General features: G+C 36.6%; 17 protein-coding genes and 1 pseudogene. 10 read left to right on the top strand and 8 right to left on the bottom strand.

Annotated elements, in window-relative coordinates; all coding sequences use genetic code 11:
- The first annotated feature begins 4 nt into the window (after nt 1-4).
- The 10 genes from FNW52_RS17385 (at nt 5) to FNW52_RS17340 (ending at nt 12,079) form a co-directional block, all read left to right on the top strand.
- A complete protein-coding gene (locus FNW52_RS17385; RefSeq protein WP_143378755.1) occupies nt 5-943 on the top strand; it encodes a sirohydrochlorin chelatase in 939 nt (312 codons plus the stop codon).
- Between the two features lie 3 nt (nt 944-946).
- A complete protein-coding gene (cobI, locus tag FNW52_RS17380) occupies nt 947-1,657 on the top strand; it encodes a precorrin-2 C(20)-methyltransferase (protein WP_143378754.1) in 711 nt (236 codons plus the stop codon).
- Entirely contained in the window at nt 1,654-3,711 is a 2,058-nt protein-coding gene (gene cobJ, locus FNW52_RS17375) for a precorrin-3B C(17)-methyltransferase (protein ID WP_143378753.1), read from the top strand. Before cobI ends, cobJ begins: the two co-directional genes overlap by 4 nt.
- Before the next feature lie 144 nt (nt 3,712-3,855).
- The gene (gene cbiE / locus FNW52_RS17370) at nt 3,856-5,040 is read left to right on the top strand and encodes a precorrin-6y C5,15-methyltransferase (decarboxylating) subunit CbiE (RefSeq protein WP_143378752.1); all 1,185 of its coding nucleotides are present in this window, start codon (nt 3,856-3,858) and stop codon (nt 5,038-5,040) included.
- 24 nt (nt 5,041-5,064) lie between these two features.
- A complete protein-coding gene (gene cobM, locus FNW52_RS17365) occupies nt 5,065-6,933 on the top strand; it encodes a precorrin-4 C(11)-methyltransferase (protein WP_143378751.1) in 1,869 nt (622 codons plus the stop codon).
- Between the two features lie 151 nt (nt 6,934-7,084).
- Entirely contained in the window at nt 7,085-7,840 is a 756-nt protein-coding gene (locus FNW52_RS17360) for a precorrin-6A/cobalt-precorrin-6A reductase (protein ID WP_143378750.1), read from the top strand.
- Between the two features lie 3 nt (nt 7,841-7,843).
- Complete coding sequence (locus tag FNW52_RS17355) at nt 7,844-8,980, top strand: cobalt-precorrin-5B (C(1))-methyltransferase (RefSeq protein WP_143378749.1); 1,137 nt, start codon at nt 7,844-7,846, stop codon at nt 8,978-8,980.
- 127 nt (nt 8,981-9,107) lie between these two features.
- Nucleotides 9,108-9,806, top strand: coding sequence for a hypothetical protein (locus FNW52_RS17350; RefSeq protein ID WP_143378748.1), 699 nt, complete (start codon nt 9,108-9,110; stop codon nt 9,804-9,806).
- Nucleotides 9,806-11,485 (top strand): VWA domain-containing protein, encoded by a 1,680-nt coding sequence (locus FNW52_RS17345; RefSeq protein ID WP_143378747.1) that lies wholly within the window; start codon nt 9,806-9,808, stop codon nt 11,483-11,485. Before FNW52_RS17350 ends, FNW52_RS17345 begins: the two co-directional genes overlap by 1 nt.
- Nucleotides 11,486-11,497: 12 nt before the next feature.
- Nucleotides 11,498-12,079, top strand: a complete 582-nt coding sequence (locus FNW52_RS17340) for a cob(I)yrinic acid a,c-diamide adenosyltransferase (RefSeq protein WP_143378746.1) — start codon at nt 11,498-11,500, stop codon at nt 12,077-12,079.
- A 149-nt stretch (nt 12,080-12,228) separates the two neighbouring features.
- On the opposite strand, the gene cobN is transcribed toward FNW52_RS17340, so the two are convergent.
- From cobN to FNW52_RS20890, 8 genes and pseudogenes are all read right to left on the bottom strand, one after another.
- Nucleotides 12,229-16,047, bottom strand: coding sequence for a cobaltochelatase subunit CobN (cobN, locus tag FNW52_RS17335; protein ID WP_185966027.1), 3,819 nt, complete (start codon nt 16,045-16,047; stop codon nt 12,229-12,231).
- Between the two features lie 77 nt (nt 16,048-16,124).
- A complete protein-coding gene (gene cobW / locus FNW52_RS17330; protein ID WP_143378745.1) occupies nt 16,125-17,162 on the bottom strand; it encodes a cobalamin biosynthesis protein CobW in 1,038 nt (345 codons plus the stop codon).
- A 610-nt stretch (nt 17,163-17,772) separates the two neighbouring features.
- Nucleotides 17,773-18,357 carry a CHAP domain-containing protein gene (locus tag FNW52_RS17325; RefSeq protein WP_143378744.1) on the bottom strand — a complete coding sequence of 195 codons (585 nt, stop codon included), beginning with the start codon at nt 18,355-18,357 and terminating at the stop codon, nt 17,773-17,775.
- An 11-nt stretch (nt 18,358-18,368) separates the two neighbouring features.
- The gene (locus FNW52_RS17320; protein ID WP_143378743.1) at nt 18,369-18,809 is read right to left on the bottom strand and encodes a hypothetical protein; all 441 of its coding nucleotides are present in this window, start codon (nt 18,807-18,809) and stop codon (nt 18,369-18,371) included.
- Between the two features lie 4 nt (nt 18,810-18,813).
- Nucleotides 18,814-20,142 (bottom strand): hypothetical protein, encoded by a 1,329-nt coding sequence (locus FNW52_RS17315; RefSeq protein ID WP_143378742.1) that lies wholly within the window; start codon nt 20,140-20,142, stop codon nt 18,814-18,816.
- 3 nt (nt 20,143-20,145) lie between these two features.
- Nucleotides 20,146-20,568 (bottom strand): hypothetical protein, encoded by a 423-nt coding sequence (locus tag FNW52_RS17310; RefSeq protein ID WP_143378741.1) that lies wholly within the window; start codon nt 20,566-20,568, stop codon nt 20,146-20,148.
- A gap of 783 nt (nt 20,569-21,351) precedes the next feature.
- Nucleotides 21,352-23,073, bottom strand: coding sequence for a hypothetical protein (locus FNW52_RS17305; RefSeq protein WP_143378740.1), 1,722 nt, complete (start codon nt 23,071-23,073; stop codon nt 21,352-21,354).
- A 3-nt stretch (nt 23,074-23,076) separates the two neighbouring features.
- Nucleotides 23,077-23,324: pseudogene (locus tag FNW52_RS20890) on the bottom strand (type IV secretion protein Rhs); the annotation flags it as partial.

Below are 23,324 nucleotides of genomic sequence, written 5' to 3'. Positions count from 1 at the left end.
AAAAATGAATCAAAAAAAAGGAATTTTAATTTGCGGACATGGAAGCAGAGACCCAGAAGGGGTTAATGGATTCAAGGAATTAGTACGTCTCTTAAAAATACGGTATCCAGATTACGAAGTTGATTATGGATTTTTAGAATTTTCGCATCCCGTTTATGCCGCTGCAGTAGAGCGTTTGTACGCCAATGGAATCCGTGAAATCATTGCTATTCCTGCCATTCTTTTTGCTGGAGGACACGCCAAGAATGACATCCCATACGAAATGAACTCGCTCCAGAGTCAATATCCCGATTTAAAGATTCGTTTAGGAAAACACTTTGGCATCACGCCATCCATATTACAGCTTTCTAAAAAACTGATAGAAGCAACGGAGTCTAAACTAGCACTTTTAGACCGAAAAGAAGCTTGTTTATTGGTAGTTGGTCGCGGCACCTCCGATCCAGATGCCAATTCAGACATTGCAAAAATGACTCGAATGCTTTGGGAAGGAATGGGTTTTGGTTTTGCAACTACAACCTATATTGGTGTTACGCAACCTTTATTAAAAGATACTTTACCATTAGTGAACCAACTACCCTACAAACGAGTGGTGGTCTTGCCTGTGTTTTTATTTACAGGTGTTTTACTAAAGAAAATATATACCCAAGTTGAAGATTTTGCAAGTAACTCTGATACCGAGTTTTGTTATACCGCTTCTTTTGAATGTGACGAACTACTGCTACAAACCATAGACGAACGTATCGCCGAAGTGGAGCAAGGCAACCCAAATATGAATTGCCAATTGTGCAAATACCGTACACAAATCATTGGTTTTGAAAACGAAGTAGGCAAAGAACAAAAAGGACATCACTTGGCGGTAAAAGGAATTTTATTTGAAGAAGAGGAAAAAATAGCAGTCAAAAAAATCCCTTTTTCAGGTTTAAAAAAACTATTAGGAATATAGAAAATGACAAATAAAGGAAAAATATACGGAATCTCTTTAGGGCCTGGCGATCCAGATTTGATTACCATAAAAGGTCTTAAAACACTCCAAAAATCGGATAAAATATATTATCCTGGTTCCTTATTGCCTAATGGGAAAACAACTAGTTTCTCCTTGCCTATTTTGCAACACCACCAACTAGACGAAAAAAAATTAGTCGGAATGTTTCTAAAGATGTCTGATGACAGAACGCAAGCCGAAGCAACCTACATGGCTACTTTTGAATCTATTCTGAAAGACTACAATAACGGTTTAACCATTGTTTTTGTCAGCGAAGGAGACAGTCTGTTTTACAGCACGTTCGCTTATTTATTGGAACACATTCAGCAACACCAACTCGATGTTGAAATTATTGCCGGCGTTCCTTCCTTTATATTAGGAGCGGCACAACACCAGTTGCCGTTAGCCATACTAAACGAGAAAATTGCAATCATACCAAGGGTCAAAAACAGTCAAGAACTAGAAACAACCTTAAACGATTTTGACACCGTAGTTTTGATAAAAATACGAAGTGTACTTAAGGATATTTCCCCTTTTTTGATAACAAGTGGATTGACAATTATGTATTGCGAGCGATTAGGAACAACACAACAATACATTACAACTAATATAGAAGACATTAAAAACAGAGAGATTCCTTATTTCTCTTTGTTAATTATAAAAAAACGAAAATGAAAGGATACATGTACCTATTAGAATGTGCCGATGGTAGTTATTATACAGGTAGCACCAAAAACCTTGAATTGCGTTTACAGCAACATCAAAACGGAGAAGGCGCAAATCATACCAAAAAACATCTTCCTGTAAAACTAGTTTATTTTGAAGAGTTTGATAGAATCGACACCGCTTTTAATAGAGAAAAACAAGTTCAAGGCTGGAGCAGAGCCAAAAAAGAAGCTTTAATCAATCACGAATTTAATAAATTACCCGAATTGTCACGAAATTATACTGAATATCCTCGTAATGCTGTGGCTTCGACAGGCTCAGCCACCGAAAGGACACACACGAACTTGGCTTCGACAGGCTCAGCCAACGAAGTGGCACACACAAACTCGGCTTCGGCAGGCTCAGCCACCGGACAAACAAACACAATTTCGACAGGATCAGCAAGCGATAATTTAATCCTACCGATAACTAAGCCTATCTCATCTATAACAATACCTTTCTCATCGGTGGTTGACCCTATCTCGTCGCTGGCTGAGCTTGCCGAAGCCAATTCCTTCTCATCGAACACGGTGGCTGAGCTTGTCGAAGCCAATTCTGTATCATCGAACACGGTGGCTGAGCTTGCCGAAGCCAATTCTGTGGTTGACTCGATGGCTGATTCTCTTTATGGCGCGGTGGCTGAGCCTGTCGAAGCCATCGAAGCCAAGCTTTCTGTAGTAGGAATAGGTCCCGGTGGACAAGAATATATATTACCATTTGCACAATCGGTTTTGGCAGATGCCGATGTGGTTATTGGTTACCATTATTATTTTCAATTTATCGAACACTTGCTAAAAGAAAACTGCGAGTGTATCGGAAAAGAATTAACTGAGGAAGAAGCACGTGCTGTATTAGCGGTAAACCGTTGCGAAAAAGGCAAGCACGTAGTGGTAATCAGCTCCGGAGATGCGGGTATCTATGCTATGGCATCCTTGGTATATCAATATGCCAGCACCCAAACCGATAAAGACATCGACTTGCAAACCATTCCGGGAATAAGTGCTTTTATTGCTTCGGCAGGAAAATTGGGTGCGCCACTCGGACATGATTTTTGTTGTATCTCTCTTTCCGATTTAATGACACCTTGGACAACAATAGAAAAAAGAATTCACGCCGCAGCAACAGGAGATTTCGTTACTTCATTGTACAACCCAAGAAGTAAAAAACGTTTTTGGCAGCTCAACCGACTCAAAGAAATTTTCTTAAAACACCGCAGTCCTACTACTCCCGTTGCCATAATTCGTCAAGTTACACGACCAGAAGAACACATCACTATTACCACTTTGGGCGAATTCGATACTGAAATTGTCGATATGTTCTCACTAGTGATGATTGGAAATTCACAAACTTATCAGTTTAAGAATTTCCTAGTTACCCCGCGTGGTTATTTGGCTCGAAAACCCCATACAGGACAAGAAATTCAAGATGAAAGCTTTCGCCAAATTGCCGAAAGTTTACAACGTACCGATCTCCCGACAGCGGACAAATGGGCAGTCATGCGCTGCGTACACACCACAGCCGATTTTGAATACGAAAATCTCTATTTATCGAGTAATAATGCCATCGAAAAATGGAATGATTACCTGATAAACGGAGGTACAATTATTACCGATGTCACGATGGTTCAATCTGGAATTACCAAAGAATTTACATCCAAATACCAAAACCAAGTGCTTTGTTATTTGAATGACCCCGAAGCTACGGCACTCGCACAAAGCGAAAATATTACCCGCAGTCAAGCAGGAATCCGATTGGCATTAACAAAACACCCTAACGCTTTGTACGTGGTAGGTAATGCTCCCACTGCCCTATTCGAATTGTGCGAACAAATATTAGACGAAAAATGTAAACCTGTGGGCGTGGTTGGTGCCCCTGTAGGATTTGTAAATGTTGTGGAATCAAAACTAAAATTACAGGCAATTACAAGTATTCCGTATGTGATTATCCGAGAACGTAAAGGAGGAAGTAATGTTGCAGCAAGTATTGTAAACGCTGCGTTTACGTTTGAAACAGTTATTGTATAATTAGGCGTTCTAGTTTTGTCATTCCGACAGAGGAGGAATCACACTCGAAACTAACGTATTATGAATAACAAAAGTGATTAACTAATGTGATTCTTCCCTTCGGTCAGAATGACAAACTCGTAACCATAAGGCTTAAAACATCCCATGAACTACATTCTAATAGGCATATCCGATAACCCAAATTTCGTTTTTTCAGACGAGACTCAACTCTTGTTGCAATCGCATCAGGTGTTTTCGGGTGGGAAACGCCATTATGAATTAGTACAAAAACACCTTCCCGAAAATCATCAATGGATTACTATTTCGGGAGAAATGAGTGTGCTATTTGAAATTTATAAACAACAAAATCAGACCGTAATGGTTTTTGCATCGGGCGACCCTTTATTTTATGGATTTGCAAATACCATTCAGAAATTTCATCCGGAAGCAACCGTAAAAACGATACCGTATTTCAATAGCATTCAATTGTTGTGTCACAAAGCGGGCGTTACGTATTCGAATATTACGTATGCTTCCGTTCACGGACGCAGTTGGAGAGAACTGGATGTCGCATTGATGGGACAAAAAGAATGTATCGGTGTATTGACCGATGCGTACAAATCGCCTCAGGCAATTGCCAAAAGAGCATTGGATTATGGCTATAAAAACTACCAAATGATAGTGGGCGAATCTTTGGAAGGCAATGACGAAAAGATAAGCCGTCTCACTTTAGCGGAAGCGATACAACAGGAATATCAACCGCTCAATTGTGTTTTATTAATCAAGGAAGAGCAAAAAACAAAACCTTTTGGCATTCCCGACAGTGATTTTGAAGGATTACCCAACCGTCCCAATATGATTACCAAAATGCCCATTCGATTGCTGAGTTTATCCCAATTGGATTTACACAATCGAAAAACACTCTGGGATATTGGCTTTTGTACTGGTTCTATTTCAATCGAAGCCCAATTACAATTCCCACATTTAGATGTTTTGGCTTTTGAAATCCGTCCCGAATGCGAATCGATTTTAGAAAATAATGCTCGAAAATTTGGTGCTTTGGGTATTCAAACTGTTATGGGCGATTTCTTTTTACAAAATCTAGACGAACTACCACAACCAGATACCGTTTTCATTGGCGGACACGGCAACCGATTGGCAGCACTGATTGCTAAAATCGATTCTTATTTGCTGCCAAAAGGGCGCATCGTAATCAATGCAGTCAAACAAGAAAGCAAAACCGAATTTATACAAAGCATAAAGCAACTCGATTATGAACTGCTTTTGCCAACAACTATAAAAATTGATCAACACAACGAAGTAACTATCTTGACCGCACAAAAGCGGTAGTTATTAAAATTTATATTAAAAAAAATGAAAAAAATAGCTTTACTAGCCAGCACTGATAAAGGAGTCCTTTTGGGAAAAATACTTCAAAAGGAATTTCAAAAATCAGTTTTGGTTTCAACACGAAAACATGAAGGCGTAACCGAAATCGAATCGATTGCTTTGTTTCTAGAATCGAATTTCAATGCTTTTGATGGTTTTATTTTTATTGGAGCATTGGGAATTTGCGTGAGGAGTATTGCTCCCTATTTGGAAAACAAAACCAAAGATCCTGCTATTATCAATATCGACGAAGCGGGTAAATTTGTGCAATCGGTACTTTCAGGACATTTGGGAGGAGCCAATGAACTAGCTCTAAATTTAGCCAAAGTAATTGGCGCACAAGCCGTAATTACAACCGCTAGTGACGGGCAAGATATTTGGGCTTTGGATACTTTGGCAAAAACGTACAACTGGAAAACTCAAAGTACCATTGGAATGAATGAAATCATTTCGTTGTTTGTCAACAATAAACCCACCGCTTTATTATTAGACATAAAAGACAAAGGCTGTACTTTTTTAGAAAAAAACAAACCCGATTTTGTTACTGTTTATTATAGCTATAAAGCCATTGATTTTTCTAAATATGAACTTTTTATAGCCGTAACTTATACTGTTTATACTGCTCCAATTCCTGCATTGTATTATTATGCTCCCGTAATCACTATGGGAATGGGATGTTCTAGAGATATCGAATCGGATTTGTTGGAAGTTTCTTTTCGAGAACAATTACAACAAAATAATATTGCCTACGCCTCCATAAAATCCCTTGGTTCTTTGGGTGTAAAACACGACGAAGTGGCTTTTATAGCTTTGGCAAATGCGTTGCAAATTCCGTTTATCACTTTTACTGCCGATGAATTGAATTCTAAAGTAGCCGCAAATCCATCGGAAGTTGTGATGAGCAAATTAGGTGTTCTTAGCGTTGCGGAGGCTTCGGCAATGCTATTGGCTCAAACTGATGATTTGATTTTAGAAAAACAAAAACTGCATTTATCCTCGGGCAAAAAACACACCATCGCTTTGTCATTAGACAAAAAAGCAAAACGAAAAGCCGAAATCGTAATTGTGGGCGCTGGTCCGGGTGCTGCCGATTTGATTTGTGTAAAGGGAAAAGAATTACTGGAAGAAGCTGATTTGATTTTGTATGCGGGAAGCCTTATTCCTGTTGAGTTAACACATTATGCCAAAGCTAATGCAATCGTTCGTAACTCGGCAAGTATGACCCTTGAAGAACAAATAGAAATTATGGACGAACATTATGCACAAGGACACTTAATTGTACGTTTGCAATCGGGAGATCCTTCTATATACGGAGCCATTCAGGAGCAAATGACCATTTTTGACGAAAAAGGTATGGATTATTCCATTGTTCCCGGAATTTCGTCGTTTCAGGCCGCAGCAGCTTATCTAAAATCGGAATTCACTATTCCTGAAGTTGTACAAACTATTATTCTGACCCGTGGAGAAGGAAAAACACCGCTTCCCGAAAAAGAAAAACTGAACGAAATGGCCAAACACCAAGCCACGATGTGTATCTTTTTGAGTGCCACAATTGCCAAATCAGTTCAAGAACAATTACTGGAACATTATCCCGAAGACACTCCCGTAGCTGTTTTATATAGAGTAACTTGGAAAGACGAAAGGGTATTTGTAGGCAAACTAACTGAACTTGCTCAAATAATTCGTGATAACAAACTGACTTTAACAACTTTAGTAATCGTTGGAGCTGCCATTGGCGCTCGAAAAAACCGTTCTTATCTATACAGTCCCGAGTGGAAACATATTTTTAGAACGGGGAAAGAAGCTAAGGTTATCCTTCGACAGGCTCAGGAACCTTTAGCAGGATTAAGATAACTTTCGACAGGTCAGGAACCTTTGACAGGATCAAGATAACCTTCGACAGGCTCAGGTAGCTTTATTCGAAATAACTTTCGACAGGCTCAGGAACCTTTGACAGGATTAAAATAGATTTCGGTAAGCTCAGTGTAAAATAATTATAATTTTTATGATACTAGTATTCGGTGGCACAACAGAAGGAAAAAAAGTAGCGAAGTTTCTCGAAAGGGAAGCCTTGCCTTACTTCTATTCTACAAAAACGGAAATCGAGTTTGACAAAGGACAATTCGGAAGCTATCGTTTTGGGGCGTTCTCGATTACAGAATTAATTGCGTTTTGTCAGGAAAAAAAAATACGCACAATTATACATGCGAGTCATCCTTTTGCAGAAATTTTACATCAAACAATAGCTGAAGCTAGTAGCTTTTTATCTGTTCTTGTCATTCGTTTTGAAAGACAATATCCTGTAAAAAGTGTTTCAAAAGATGTGATTTATGTCAAAAATTATGCGGAAGCCATCGCCTATTTGAATGCCAAGAAAATAGAAAGTTTATTGGCTTTGACAGGAGTACAAACCATTGAAAAGATGGAATCCTATTGGAAAAAAAATTGTTCTTACTTTCGGATTTTACCAAGGGAAAGTTCATTGGCTATAGCAGAAAAATCGGGATTTCCGAAAGAAAATTTGATTTTAGAATTTCCAAGTGATGATTTGAACCATGAAATTGAGATTTTAAAAAAATACAATTGTCAAGCTGTGATTACCAAAGAAAGCGGAGAATCGGGCTTTTTATCCACAAAAATTGAAGCTGCCAAAATTTGTAAAATTCCAATTGTAATTATTGAAAGAGTTATGTTGCCTAAGAGTTTTCTAATAGCATCAAATGAAGCTGATTTGTTTAACTTTATGACTTTAAAAAAATAAAAAATGGCATTGCTTCCAATTCCAGAAGGTCCTTTACGCAGCGGCTACACCACAGGATCCTGTGCAACTGCGTGTGCGAAAGCGGCATTAATGAGTTTATTGCAACAAAAAGAAATAAAAGAAGTAACAATAACTTTGCCTTTTGGGGAAAAAGTAAATTTTACGATTACATCCTGTTTTTTTGATGAAAAACAGGCCACTTGCACCACCATAAAAGATGCAGGAGACGACCCCGATGTAACTCATGGCGCAACAATTGGTTGTACAGTTTCTCTAAATGAAGCCGAGGGAATTCAATTTCTGCAAGGTAAAGGTGTGGGCGTTGTGACCTTACCCGGATTGGCCATTGCGGTGGGCGAACCTGCCATTAATCCCGTGCCAAGGAAGATGATTACTGATGCCGTACATTTTGTTAAACATCAGTTTCAATGTGATAAAGGCGTAAATGTGGAAGTTTTTGTAGAAAACGGGGAAGCAATCGCAAAAAAAACATTGAATTCCCGTATCGGGATTCTAAACGGAATTTCGATTTTAGGAACAACAGGCATTGTGAAAGCTTTTAGTTCATCGGCCTATATTGCTAGCATCACACAAGGTATTGATGTCTCGATTGCCAATGGTTGTACCGAAATTGTCATCAATTCCGGAGGACGATCGGAGAATTTATTGAAAGTACGATTCCCGCATTTGCCTGATTTTGCTTTTATACAATACGGCAATTGGATTGGAGATACTTTAGAAAAAATAAAATCGGTTCCGCTTGAAAAAGTAACCATTGGAATAATGATAGGAAAAGCGGCCAAACTGGCGCAAGGCGAACTTGATACCCACAGCGGAAAATCAACTTGGGACAAAGCATTCATACATCAAATGGCAAAAGATTGCGGGTATAGCGACGAACAATGTTTACCGATTTTAGATTTGAATATGGCAAGGCGACTAACAGAAATTTTCGATTTTACAGAGAATGAACCTTTCTTTCAATCCTTGCGACAACATTGTTATGATGTTTGTAAACAACATATTCCGAATGTAGCATTGACCGTGCTTTTGATTGATGCGAATGATAGAATTATGCCTTCGACAAGCTCAGGCACCGGAGTAAAAACAGGCTCAGGGAACGGGGATCAGAATACATGACCAGTGCCTGCGTTCCCTGAGCCTGTCGAAGGGGTCGAAGGGGTCGAAGGGGTCGAAGGAGTCGAAGGAGTCGAAGGGGTCGAAGGGGTCGAAGGCACGGATTTAAGAATTAATAAAAAAACACAAAATGATAGGTTATCTATTTACAGATTCACTTTTATTAGGCATACAACATTCGTTTGAACCGGATCATATGGCGGCAGTCTCAGTATTGGCATCCGAGCGAAAAGACAACAAAATAGGTTTAGCAAAACTCTTATGGCGCTCTTCTCAATGGGCTATGGGGCATTCGGTAACCTTATTGCTTTTTAGTGCTTTTGCCTTATTATTAAAATCAGCTTTACCTTTAAATCTTTCTACCTATGCCGAAATAATAGTTGGTCCGGTAATGATTTGGTTGGGAATATCTGCAATCAGGCGCAATCATAAACTCAAAAAAATAATGGACGTTCATCGGACAATTGCGGAGCACGAACACACGGCAAATGTGTTGCATATACACGGCAAACAAGGTGAAGAAATTACGATGAATGTATTGAGTCGTACCTTCTGGGTGGGGATGTTACACGGATTGGCCGGTACTGGTGGAGCTTGCTCGATTGCATTGGTCATGGCATCAAAGGATACTTATACCGCAGTGGGGATTATTGCTTTGCAAAGTATCGGAATTATTATTGCCATGACTACCTACAGTTGTGTCTTGACTTTTTCGGTTTCCCGATTTATCGAACGAAACCAAATTGCTTTCAAAATGATGAATGCCGTTGTCGGTGTTTTTTCCATATTTATTGGATTTCTTTGGATTTATAACGCTATAAACGGATAATGATGCACAAAAATTTCCCTTTTACCGCCATTTGTGGGCAAGACGATTTTAAGTTGGCTTTGCTATTATGTATGATTGATCCATCGCTGGGCGGAGTTTTGGCTTTGGGGGACAAAGGAACGGGCAAAACCACAACCGTTCGGGCGCTGCAAAGCCTGATGAAAAATATCGAGAGTGATTTCCCGTTTGTGAATTTGCCGATAGGCGCTACCGAAGATCGTGTTTTGGGGTCGGTTCACTTGGAAACTTTAATCAACGAAAAGAAACTGGAAGTCCAAAAAGGATTGCTAGCCAAAGCACATCAGGGTGTTTTATACATCGATGAAGTCAATCTGTTGAATGATTATCTGATGGATGTTTTACTCGACGCTTCTTCAAGTGGAGGTTATTTTCTGGAGCGTGATGCGATTTCGCAATGGCTCGACAGCCGATTTTGTTTGGTAGGGACAATGAATCCTGAAGAAGGCGATTTACGTCCGCAGTTGCTAGATCGTTTTGGACTGAGTGTAACTATAAAAACTCCTACAGACAAGAAAATCCGAATGAAAATTGTGAATCGTCGTTTGGATTTTGATATGGATTCGAATGCTTTTTGTCGCCAATTTGAAGACGATGAAAAAGGGTTGTCAAAAATAATTGCGTCAGCAAAAGAACAACTTTCTTCCATTTATATTTCGGAAGAAATTAAGGAAAACATTGCAGACAAATGCATTTCGCACCAAGTAGAAGGTCTGCGAGCCGACATTTTACTGATGAAAGCAAGTCGTGCTTATGCCGCTTTAGACAATTGTACCGAAGTAACAGTGATGCATTTAGAGAAAGTCGCTCCTTTGGTCTTGAACCATCGCGCAAAACATTTTCCAAAAAGCAATGACAATGGCAATGACAATGACAATGGCAATGGCAATGAGAATGAGAATGAGAATACAGAAAATATAGAAAATAGCGGGTTGAGTGACTATTTATTACAAGCTACAGAAACTGAGCAGTTTTTAAAAATACAAATACCAAAGATTGAATCAAAGAAAGGGTTGTTATTTAAAAATCAACTTATACAAAAAAGCAGTCAACATCCTTTTGGAACAGTCGCTACTGGAATCGATGTTTTGTCTTCGGTAAAAGAATATCTGACTACCCAAAAAATTAAAGTTCATTATAAAAAAGCTATTGCTCAGTCAAAAATTCACTTGATTTTCCTGATTGATTCGAGTAGTTCTATGGTGAAAAATCAGCAAATTTCTTTTATAAAAGGATTGATTTCGGAAACGCTACTTCAATTTAAAAACAAAAAAATAGTACTTTCGGCAGTAGCATTGCAGAACGGTACGGCAACAGTCGTTTTAAAGCTTACGCAAAATATAGAGAAATTTATAGCCGAAATACAACAGTTGCGCTCTGGCGGAAAAACGAATTTAAAGGCTGGTTTGTCCTTAGTGCACCAACTTTTAAAATTGAAAATGCCGCAGGAAGAAACAGTCTTCTATGTCTTGACCGATGGCAAAATAAATAAAGGCGAAACCGAAAACCCTTTTGCGGAAGCGGTTTCTTATTTTAAAACCTATCTGAGAATATCAAAAAACACCACGGTAATTGATACCGAAAAAGGTTTTGTAAAATTAGCTTTGGCTAAAAAATTAGCTATTGAAATGAATGTAAACTATAGAGTTGTTGCATATTAAAATCAAAAAAAAATGAAAATATATACCAAAAAAGGAGATACCGGAAAAACGGGATTATTTGGCGGAAGCCGAGTTTATAAAGACGATGTTCGTGTAAACTGCTACGGCACATTAGACGAAGTGAATTCGACCATTGGTTTGTTGCGTGCCAAGTTAGGAACGGAACACGAATGGCAACAAAACCTGCATAAAATTCAGAGGGATATGATGGATATGATGTCCCATTTGGCCAGACCATCAGACTGCAAAAAGATAAACCCAAATCCAAAACCCGAAGATGGAGCTGAATTCTGCGAAGCTTGGATAGACGAACTGGAAGCTGCCATGACAAGCAAATCAGATTATTTCTTGCTTCCTGGCGGTAATGAAATCTCGGCTTTATGCCATGTTGTGCGTACACAAATGCGTCGAGGCGAACGTTTATTGGTAAGTTTGATGAAAGAAGATGATGTCGATGATTATATTCCTGCCTACATCAACAGAATGTCGGATCTTTTCTTCATTCTGGGTCGTGCCGAAATGGACAAAGCAGGTGTAGCCGAAGAAAAATGGCAGTTATTTTTGTATAAAAGAAAGAAACAACCTGAATTGTAGTGGTATTTTTTTTAGTTTTCAGTCTCAGTCTCAGTTTTCAGTTTGATTCTGACTATGAATGAAAACTGAATTATAGTTTTCAGTTTCAGTTTTCAGTTTGATTCTGAGACTGAGACTGAGACTGAAAACTGAGACTGAGACTGAAAACTTTACTCCGAATCTATAAGAAGCTGTTGTAGTTTTTCAACAGTTTCTGGTTTTGGTTCTTTCCACATTCCTCGTTGGATAGCTTCAAGCATTCTTTCGGACATATCTTTTAGTGCCCACGGATTTACTTTTTCTATAAATTCTTTGTTTTCGGGTTTAAATAAATATTCCTCCGTGATGCCTTCGTACATAAAATCGTCAATCATATCGGTTGTTGCATCATAGGCAAAAAGATAATCCATGGTGGCTGCCATTTCAAAAGCACCTTTATAACCATGTCTTTTTACTCCCTCAATCCATTTTGGATTTACCACACGGGAGCGGTACACTTTGAGTAATTCTTCTTTTAGCGTTTTTACTTTCGGGTTATCGGGGCGGGAATGATCTCCAAAATAAACTTGGGGTTGCGTGCCACTTACGGTTTGTACGGCATTGGTCAAACCGCCTTGAAACTGATAATAATCATCCGAATCCAGAATGTCATGTTCCCGATTGTCTTGGTTGTGCATCACAATTTGAATATCGGATAACCGTTGTTCAAAAACTTCATGCGCCGACTCCCCTATTCTGTCGCTTCCATAGGCGTAACCACTCCATTGCATATATACACGTGCCAAATCTTCTTTGGTTTGCCAATTTTTCTCGTCAATTACGGCTTGCAATCCTGCACCATACGCCCCTGGCTTAGAGCCAAAAACACGAAACAAGGCTCTTTTATGAGCTTTGTCCTCGGTAATTCCTTTGGATTTCCAATCGGCTTTTTCTTTGAGAAAACGTTTTCTGATGGGGTTCACTTCTGGATCTTCATCTAACTGTGCCAAACGTTCTACCACTTTATTAAACAACGAAATTACATCTGGAAAAGCATCTCTAAAAAAACCCGAAATGCGCAACATTACATCTACTCGCGGACGTTTTAGCATGAGCATAGAGATAATCTCAAAATCGGTTACTCTGCGATTAGCGCCTTCCCAAACGGGTTTTACACCCATCAAAGCAAAAGCTTGAGCAATATCATCGCCACCTGTTCGCATGGTAGAAGTTCCCCAAACCGAGAGTCCAACCGTCTCTGGATATTCTCCGTTTTCTTGTAAATAGCGTTCTATTATGAGGTTCGCACTTTTTACTCCCAAAGCATAAGCCGTTGGAGTTGGAATAGTACGCACATCTACCGAATAGAAATTTCTCCCTGTGGGCAACACATCCAAGCGCCCTCGTGTGGGAGCACCTGAGCTTCCCGAAGGAACATATTTGCCATTCAAACCCGACAATAAATTAGCAATTTCGTTGGTGGTTTGCTGTACTTTTGGGTAAGTGTCTTTTGCAATAAAATTAAGAACGCCATCAAAATTTAGGTAACCCGTATCTTTTTTATCTAATAAAAATTGTGATAAATAGACTCGTGAAATCAATTCGAGTTGTTCGACAGCATCGCCAATCGTTCGGCAATAGACCTGCTGAATTTCTTTTTCGAAAGCAGTTGCATAATCACATTGCAGTGGATTAAAATTCAATTCCAAATCGAGTGCCAATGCGTGTGTTATTCCTTTTATCGCTCCCGATGGAACACGGTGCAAGGCAATAAGCAAATCGAGTAATTGGTCATTTTCTGGAGCTTGTCCAAAAATATGCAAGCCGTCTCGAATTTGTGCTTCTTTCAAATCGCACAAATAGCCGTCTAATTTCACTAATAATTCATCAATATCCTCTACCGAAGCTCTCAAATCAGTATCTAAATGCGCTTCTTGAACCAAAGTTTTGATTTGCTTTTTTAATACTGTGGCTCTTTTTATATCCAAAGTAAAAGCCTCGTAATATTCGTCTATCAGATGCTCCAATTGGGTTAAAATACCATAATTTTCGGCACGGGTCATAGGCGGAATCAGATGATCCAAAATCACAGCTTGATTGCGACGCTTGGCTTGAGTTCCTTCGCCCGGATCGTTGACTATAAAGGGATAAAAATGCGGAATGGCTTCCATCAACAGTCTCGGATAACAACTTTCTTTGCTTAATGCAACACTCTTTCCTGGCAACCATTCTAAGTTTCCGTGCTTGCCTACATGAACAACGGCATCCGCTTGAAAAACATGATTTACCCAAAAATAATAGGCTAAATAATTGAAAGTGGGCGGTAAATCTGGCGAATGATAAATCGCTTTTTCGTCTTGATTGTACCCTCGAGAAGGTTGAATACTCACAAAAACAGTTCCCAATAAAAAACCGGCAATAGCAAATTTTCCATCGCTATAAAAAGGAGACTCTTCGGGTTTTCCCCATTGCTTTTCGAGTTGTTCTCTCAAATTTAGAGAAATGGTATTGTACTGTTTGTAAAAATCTTCAATAGACAACGAAACTTGAAAAGGGCGGTATTGCGTTGTATCAACATCATTGGTAATATAATGAGTGACCAATTCTATCAATTCTTGGCTCGAATTGGGTATGAAATTACCTAAATCATATCCATTATTTTTGAGAGCCTTGATGATATTGACCATGCTTTCTGGTGTATCAAGTCCTACCCCATTCGCCAAACGGCTGTCTTTGTTGGGATAGTTGGGCATTATCAAAGCGATACATTTTTCTGAATTCTTTTTGGTTTGCAATCGATGCCAACGCACGGCAAAATCAACCACAAAATCAACTCCTTCTTGGTGTGTCTCGTACTTTAAAATATCCGAATCGGTTAACGCATCCTTGCCCAACGCCACTTTAAAGGATACTGCGGTGGTAATAATTCGCCCGTCCAATTCGGGTAGCGCAATATTGATAGCGACATCAGTAGGCGTTAATCCAAATAAATTGTCTTGCCAAATGGCTTTGGTACACGAAGCAAAAATAGCCTGAATAACAGGAATATTGAGTTTATAAAAAATAAAATCGGACTCATTCTCCGTTAATGCTTTTATCGAAAAACTAGTGGTATTGACAATTGTACTCAACTTACGGTTGTTGCCTTGAGTAAGTAAGTCAAATAACTCATTGGCTATATTCTTGTCCCGAAGATTATTGACAAAAGCCATAATCGGGCGCGTATTTTTTTTCTTTAATTGTTCACAAATAGCATAAACAGGCTCTAAATTATCTGCTAAATAGTGGGATTGATATACCAAAACTACGGTATCGAATTCTGCATTATACGCTTCTTCTTTGGTTAGGATTCCGTTTTCTAAATCATACAAAAATAAATCAGGTATGCGTTGCGGAGCCTTGTAGACCAAATCTTTTCTGTCAAAAAAATGATGCAAAATAAAACGCAATGCTTCCAACAAATTTTGTTTTCCACCTGCGCAAAAGTATTTCCAAATCAAATCTGAAACCGATAAATCGACTGTTGAAAGATTCATCAGCTCTACATCTGGTGCATCATAACCCGGTAAAAAAAGTACTGGAATGTTTTTTTGCCTGCACTCCAATTCAATAGATTCTACCAAATAAGGATAATAACTAATTCCGCCCAACAATCTGCAAATAACGAGTTTTGCTTCGCCTATTACTTCTTCAACATATTTATCGATGGTCAATTCTTGTTTTAGATAGGTAAGATTGGCCATTCTTAAAGACGGCGCTTCGACTATGCACCCTTCGACTTCGCTCAGGGGTGCTTCGCTCAGCGACCGGGAGTCGATTTTCACATCAACTTCCTCTCCTATTTCTCCGGTCACTGAGTCTTGTCGAAGTGCCGCGTATGCTTTATTCAACGAATGAATTTCGGTGTCGGCGGCTGATAGAAAAACAATATCTCCTTTGGATTGTTCGATGTGAAAAACGCCGTCCTCATTAGGATTCCAGCCTCCGGGAATGGTAGGTATTAAGTGCATTTGTACTGTTCTAATTTAAAAAAAATGGATAATCAACAGCTGTCGATTATCCATTCAAATATACCCTCTATTTGCTGTTAATTCAATCTTTCGTTGATAATTTGTTGCAAATTTTTATGTTCTAATTCGTCTCCAATGATTACCAAACTCGTTTTTCGGGTTTCATTATCTTTCCATTTACGGTCAAAATAACTTTCGAAACGGGTCGATACTCCTTGCAAAACCATACGCATCGCTTTTTCTGGAACGTTTATAAATCCTTTAATTCTATAAATCTCGTGTTCTTCGATAATTTGTTTAAGTGTTGCAACCAATGTTTCCGGGGTATGAACCGCAGTAATTTCGACAACTACAGAGTCAATATGATCGTCGTGTTCGTGTTCATGACCATTGGCGTGATCCTCTTCATGATGCGAATGACGGTTTGCCAAATCATTTTCGGCTTGGGCTCCAATTCCTAACAGAATATCAGCGGCAATCAGTCCTTTATTGGCACTTACTATTTTTACATTCGATCTAATTTTAGCAGCAATAATAGCCTGTACTTCTTCAAATTGCGCTTGATCGAGTAAATCTTTTTTGGTCATTACAATCAAATCAGCGCAAGACAATTGGTCTTCAAACAATTCTTCAATTGGGGTTTCATGGTCTAAGGATTCATCTGCTTGACGTTGCGCTTCGACTCTAGCACGGTCACAGATTTCACCAGTTGCCTGCCCCACTGCATCAACCACGGTAATTACGGCATCTACGGTAATTTGCGGTTTTAACTCTGGCCAGTTGAAGGCATGCAATAACGGTTTTGGCAAGGCAAGACCCGAAGTTTCAATTATAATATGGTCGATAGTATCTTTGCGTTCCATCAATTGTAGCATAATCGGCAAAAACTCGTCTTGAACGGTACAGCAAACGCAACCGTTGCTCAACTCCATGATGTCCTCTTCGTTGGTACAACAAGATTTTAGTAATTCGCCATCGATACCCATTTCTCCAAATTCGTTTACAATAACAGCCAATCGCTTCCCATTGTTGTTTTCTAATAAATTACGAATAATTGTGGTCTTTCCCGATCCAAGAAAACCGGTAATAATAGTAACTGGAATTTTATTTGTCATAACTGTTTTTTAAAGTGTTGTTTTTTGAGGTTAAAAATAGTGTATTAATCAGAAAAACTACATACTATTTATGTTTTAAAAAAATTTGTATCTGTTTTTTAGGATAAGACATCCATGCATAATAAAAAGATCTGCGATTAAAACTGGATATTGTTCATAATCTGATTCAACATATCCCCTTTTTTTTCAAATCAGTTATCTTTATTTCAAGACGAAACATAGATTTGATAGTATAAAAAAAGTAGAAGAACCTCTATTAGTCCATGAAGTATTAGTGTTTGTCAAGAAAACAGGATAAATATACATTTTGGGTGATTTAGTACTAAGTTCTTGAAAGCACCAAATATGACAAAAGGTCTCCCTACTTTTTCCGTGATTTTTTTTAGAACTACATGATTTTCAAAAGTTATAAAAAACTATAAACTAACATACCTGCCATTTTATAGTTTTTTTGTTTCTATTTAAAGTAGATGTGTTTCTATTTATAAGTAAACGTGTTGAATTTCTACGATATTTACGGAAAAAGTCAGGAGACTCATGTTAAATTTACGCCTTTCAAGAACATTTGAAAAAAGACAAAGTCTGAAGACTCATATCTTTGTAAAACTAATCATTTCGATAAACGTCCAAGAATTCTTTTGTTGTCAATAATCCAAAAATTGTTTTGTTTTCTAAGTTTTATTTTTTCTCTCGAACAAGCAAATGGACCTGGATTTTGTTGAATGATTTCGATCAAACTGTCCTCGACTTTGCTTACAATTGCAACATGTCCATACCGATTAAAGATCGTTTTGTCGAAAATAATGATATCATTTTCTTTTGGTTTTGCCTTACTTGGGTTTGAGAATTGTATTAGGTTTCTTTTTGTGTTGTACATGCTGTCCTTGAGAGTAGTGTCATAATAATCAATGGCATTTCCGTAAGTATCTGGCATTCTGTGGTGTAAATATTCATAATAATATCTTTTTACAAACTCGACACATTGGTATTTTACACCAATATTATATCCGTCTTCGGTTAAGTTTCTTCCTTCAGAATTACTTACACCACCGTTGTAGTAGATTTTTACGCCGTTAAAAGTATCTACTACTTCACCAACAGAATGATTTCTATTCCAGTTTATATTTTTTACAAGTAATATTAAACAATAAAATACAGTTATGCTAACGACAAAAATTAACATTATCCTTTTCATTTGTTCTAAGTCTATTTTAAAGTTTTTTTAGTGTGTTTGTTTAAAATTAAAATGAATACTATATAAACAGTGATACAAATTAAAATTGGTATAAATGATTGCTTAAAAACAAAAGAATCTACATCTTCACTAGAAAATGAACTCCAGCTAGACACTCTTGTCTCAAAGATATCCGTATTTATTACTTTTAACCATACAATAATTAAATAGATTATTATCACAATTATGGTTACATAGTCTTTTTTAATAAGCTTTTTTAAAAAAAAATGGATTAAAGCAACAGGTATTAGAATTAAAAAAATAACTTGTTTGATTAATATTTCATTGAAAGAACATTTTATGCAACCCGAAGATAATTCATTTGCATATTGCCCCATTGATAGATATGCTTGAATAATTGTTAGAATAGAACAAAATAAGCCAGTTACAAAAGGTTTACATGATGTTTCCATTTTTTTATTGTTTTAAGACTGGTTTTTTTCCTTTTTCAAACTTAAACATACCTTTTGGAAGAATGCCTCCTGGACAATCTCCAGACCTAGGTAATGTGTATGCGCCTTCTGTGTTCCATAATGCTTCGTCCCACCCAGTTCTAAACCAATCCTTTGGATTTATTGGGTTGCTAACTTCTTCATCTTCAATTTTTGAGTATTTTTTCTTGTATTCTTTGTCACTTCCTTCAACCCAAGTTGGTGTGTAATTACTTCTTCTTAAATAAGCGTAGACTGTAGCATTTAATTGTTCAGCTAATATTTGAGCTAGACTTTCTTCGGGTTTTACTAATTTTATCGAAGTTTCATCATATTTATAAGTTGGACTATATGCTAGTATACTGTTATCACTATTTCCTGTTCTACAAGCATATGAGAAAACAATAGGTTTGTTTACAAATGAGGTTGATTTTAATTGCTTAGCATTATTTGTGTTAAATTGTTGCAAAGAACTGTTTTTGCCATCTAATCCAAAATCAATAATACTAGGTAGCCCATGTGAAAATATTTTCAATACGTCAATTTTTATTTCATCTCTTTTAATTAAATGATTACCGTAATTAATATATTTTATAAGCTCATCAACAGTATTAATTTTAATTAACGTTGCATTTTTATTATGCTTTTTAGAGTCTCTTTCGATAATTTTGAGTTCTTCAGTGTTAAATCCATCAGTAAAAATTAATAATGTAATGTATTTATTCTTAGAGTAATTTTGTTTGATTTCTCTAACGGCTTGAGCAGGAAACATTAACTTATTCCCATATGTTTGAGAATGCTGTTCTGTACCTATTATTACTATTACTTCTTTTAATTCTAAATTTAACTTAACACTTACATCTTCATCCGCTTTTTGATAAAAAGCATAAATCCTTGCTTTTTCAAAATCATGTTTAAAAACCAATTGTATAATTATCTTATCTCCGTCTAATTTGTTGAGAGAAGCTACTCCATTTATAATTAATCGTTCGCCATTATCAAATTTCACGGACCATTTAAGTAAACCAATTTCTGTAACTGTTGGTTTTCTAGAAGTTGTAGCTTTGTAAACATAGAAAGTTCCTAAAACAATTTTATCCACTATTTTGCCTTTATCATCAAATGGACCTTCAACTTTGGTAATTCTAATATCTGTTGGTGGTTTTCTATCCTTGTTTTTATCATAATCTACACCTTTTGCACCATTTTGGACTACTTTTGCTTCGGATAGATTTACAATTTCCCCGCCATCTTCAATAATACTACCTGATGCATTTTCTATAAAATCATTTGCAAATATATTTATTACACCCATAACTTATGCATTTAATGATTTTTCTCCGGATAGATTCTGTATTTTGCCTTTGCTATTTTGGATGTGTTCTTTTACAGAAATGGCTTCAATTTTTCCAGATGCATTTCGAGAGATGTCTTTAGCATCGGCCGAATATTTATCACTAGCAATCTTTGTTATGTTTTTTGCCATTAGCATATAATCAGCTTCTGCCTTTTGAGTGATCATTGCACCTGCAGAAATTGAATAATCTATACCCGCAGTTTCGGTAATATTAGTACCTGCTGATACCGAAACAGTTTTTAGAGCATTCATAATAATATCTGACGCATTCACTGTAAAATTCTTCGGTGCATTGACCTCAATATTCCCCTGACCGTCCATTTTCCAAGTATTGCCACTTGGGTCTTCTATGTAAACACTTCCCTCAGCATCATTAAAAATCATTTTGGTTCCGGAGCGAGGGAATTAAGTAAAAAGAGAGAAACTTAATTGCAATTAACGCATTTTAAGAGATTCGGCTTCATTGAGTTCGAAATTAAACATATAAATAAAAAACCAATACGTTAAAAATATAAAAATAACTGCCAAAATAAATAACAAACATGACAATAGCCATATATTTTTTATTTTTTTTGTCAAATAGTAGATTAGTAAAAGAGATAAAGTAGTTATTAATGCTCCTATTAAACTTATTTGTGTCACTATAGTAAAAATCTTTTTTGTACTTAAATTCTGCGAAGAATCTATTGAGATGTACCAATATGTAATACCTATCGTAGAAATGATAAAAATTACAATAGTAATGATACTGTTTTTTTTAAAATCTGTCATATTTTACCGTTTTAAGCCATTAGACGAAAAGTTAACAACCTCAAAAAATTTCCATAAGAGAACTTAAAAATGAGTTAGAATCATCGAGGTGGTAAAAAACCATAACCAAACTGAGTTGGAAAATTACAAGTATTAAAAAACCAAATAGAACCAATATTAAAAAAGAAAGTAACCATTTACTCTTCAATATTTTTATTAAAGAATAAATTAATGAAAATATCATACTTGGAATAATTGCAGCAATCATTCCAACTTGAGTAATTACTGTAGTTATGTATTTTAAATTATACACTGCTGCAAATCTGTGTACTAAAAAATACAGACATGTCATACCTATTGTTGAAAAAACAAATATTAACAAACTAATTAAAACTAACTTTTGAATATTTTTCATCATTATTTCTTTTTATATCCTGGGTTTTTTCCTGAACTGAAGGCACTTTTTAATCCATCTTCAACATCTTTCCAAAATTGTGTGTGACTTAAACTGTGTGATACCATTGCTAAGTAGGGAATTGACCCTGGTTTTTTGTCTAAATCTAATTTTGTGTTTTTTTCATCTTTCTCTGTAACTAATCCAGCATGATATTTATTGACAAATAAATAATACCTCTCAAAATTTCCTCTTAACATTTTTAGTTGTGTATCTAAATCACCTGTTATAATATTTTCAGAATAGTCTATATAATCAATAAAATCTTTCAATGCAGGAGGTTTAATAAACTGACTAAATAACCGCATTAACATATCTTCCAAATTTCTACTATGTACAGCACTTTGTGTTCCCTTTAAAAAAGCAACAAATTGCTTTTTTTTATTCCTAGAGTTATATGGGTCACTTCCAAAGATTGGTACATCTAAAATAGGTAGTCCTTTGGTTTGCTTTTTTGGAGTCCAAGATGTTTCGTCAATGCTGTCTGTCAACCCTTTCTTTTCTCCAAAAATACCTGCCAATAATTTTAATATATAACTGTCTTTCGGATTACTTTTAATATCAAACAAAATATTTAAAACTTTTAACCCCTGAGTCAAGTTTAAATTATTTGCCCATTTTGCTTTGTCATACCCTTCTTTTATGCCAACATTATAATTATTATATACATCATAAGTCCATTGTAGTAAATTATTCAAAAGATTAATAAATGAATCTTTTTCTTTTTGCAGATTTGAATTTTCAATTTTCAGCGAATTAATGTACTTGATAAATTCCGATATTATTATATTCATTCCTAAAAAAGCTTTTGCCATTTCTTTCCATGCTGGAATTGCTCTTTTCTTATGACTATCACTAAAACCTATACCTTTAAGATAAATTGTAATAGTATCAGTATTTACACTTTTAAGTGTTTCTATACCTGTTTTAAACTTCTCCATTTGAAAAGACTTTAATAATCCTTCCAAATTAACTAAACTAAAGTCAGCTACAAGTTGTTGTGTTAAATCATATTCGTTATGCACATTGATAATCTTGCAATCTTTATGTAATTTGGCATGATTAAGCTGGTGTTTCTTTTGGAAAAAGGGTGTCGATAAATAGGTTATACTTTTTATTTTCCACAATTTAGGAAAGTGTTCATTCGTTGCTATTAACTCCGTAAATTGGTTAATTACGTTCCCCCCGTGCGAATGCCCAATCAAATGTAAATGTACTTCTTGATTTTTCCAGAATTTATAAACTCTCAGAAACAAATCAAGTAATCTATCTGCAGCAAGATTTCTTTCCTTAGTATCATTATCTCCAGACCAACTAAAAAAGTCCCCCTCAATATTCAAATCAAGATATTGAGGTTTCAGTTCTGTAATTTTATGCCAAAAATTATTTATACTTGCTTTTGTTTCTTTTTTTGTCTTTTCATCAACTCCTCTCCAGTATTCGGTGTTTGCTTGGTGTTTTCCCCCTTTAGTATTTATTGGATCTGTTGTTCCCGCAACGAACATTACTACATCTCTTATTTTTTTGTCCTTTGGCGGGCTTCCTGGATCTCCATGTTTATGCCCATCTTTGGCACTATGAATAATTTGTGCGTTAGAGTGAATTTCATAGCCTTCTTTGGCATATATTTTACGATCTCCTCCAGTAATCTCTGTAATGTTTCCTTTTACATATCTAAGTTTCATATCTTAATGGTTTTTGCTTTTTTCGGCTGCATTGTGCAAAATTTCAGCCTGTGAATGTACTTCGTGATTTTTTTCTGATTGGGCTACTATCTTTTTCTCACTAATGGTTGTATGCCCTTGTTTACTCTCACTATGTACATCGCCCTCAATCATTTCATGTAATTTCCCAGCAACATTCAGCATACTATCTCCGCCTACAGTTGTATGGAGTATTGCGCCAACAGTGGTAGATTTATCAACTCCTGCACTTT

This window comes from Flavobacterium sp. ZT3R18, assembly GCF_007097385.1.
GTDB lineage: Bacteria > Bacteroidota > Bacteroidia > Flavobacteriales > Flavobacteriaceae > Flavobacterium.
This window is presented reverse-complemented; position numbering and strand designations above follow the sequence as displayed.

Bases quoted from the DNA above. Each gene is read 5' to 3' on its own strand.
- FNW52_RS17350 (WP_143378748.1), top strand. From the start codon at position 9,108: ATGATAGGTTATCTATTTACAGATTCACTTTTATTAGGCATACAACAT.
- cbiE (WP_143378752.1), top strand. From the start codon at position 3,856: ATGAACTACATTCTAATAGGCATATCCGATAACCCAAATTTCGTTTTT.
- cobW (WP_143378745.1), bottom strand. From the start codon at position 17,162: ATGACAAATAAAATTCCAGTTACTATTATTACCGGTTTTCTTGGATCG.
- FNW52_RS17345 (WP_143378747.1), top strand. From the start codon at position 9,806: ATGATGCACAAAAATTTCCCTTTTACCGCCATTTGTGGGCAAGACGAT.
- cobN (WP_185966027.1), bottom strand. From the start codon at position 16,047: ATGCACTTAATACCTACCATTCCCGGAGGCTGGAATCCTAATGAGGAC.
- FNW52_RS17355 (WP_143378749.1), top strand. From the start codon at position 7,844: ATGGCATTGCTTCCAATTCCAGAAGGTCCTTTACGCAGCGGCTACACC.
- FNW52_RS17320 (WP_143378743.1), bottom strand. From the start codon at position 18,809: ATGGAAACATCATGTAAACCTTTTGTAACTGGCTTATTTTGTTCTATT.
- FNW52_RS17325 (WP_143378744.1), bottom strand. From the start codon at position 18,357: ATGAAAAGGATAATGTTAATTTTTGTCGTTAGCATAACTGTATTTTAT.
- FNW52_RS17340 (WP_143378746.1), top strand. From the start codon at position 11,498: ATGAAAATATATACCAAAAAAGGAGATACCGGAAAAACGGGATTATTT.
- cobI (WP_143378754.1), top strand. From the start codon at position 947: ATGACAAATAAAGGAAAAATATACGGAATCTCTTTAGGGCCTGGCGAT.
- FNW52_RS17385 (WP_143378755.1), top strand. From the start codon at position 5: ATGAATCAAAAAAAAGGAATTTTAATTTGCGGACATGGAAGCAGAGAC.
- FNW52_RS17360 (WP_143378750.1), top strand. From the start codon at position 7,085: ATGATACTAGTATTCGGTGGCACAACAGAAGGAAAAAAAGTAGCGAAG.
- FNW52_RS17315 (WP_143378742.1), bottom strand. From the start codon at position 20,142: ATGGGTGTAATAAATATATTTGCAAATGATTTTATAGAAAATGCATCA.
- cobM (WP_143378751.1), top strand. From the start codon at position 5,065: ATGAAAAAAATAGCTTTACTAGCCAGCACTGATAAAGGAGTCCTTTTG.
- FNW52_RS17310 (WP_143378741.1), bottom strand. From the start codon at position 20,568: ATGATTTTTAATGATGCTGAGGGAAGTGTTTACATAGAAGACCCAAGT.
- FNW52_RS17305 (WP_143378740.1), bottom strand. From the start codon at position 23,073: ATGAAACTTAGATATGTAAAAGGAAACATTACAGAGATTACTGGAGGA.
- cobJ (WP_143378753.1), top strand. From the start codon at position 1,654: ATGAAAGGATACATGTACCTATTAGAATGTGCCGATGGTAGTTATTAT.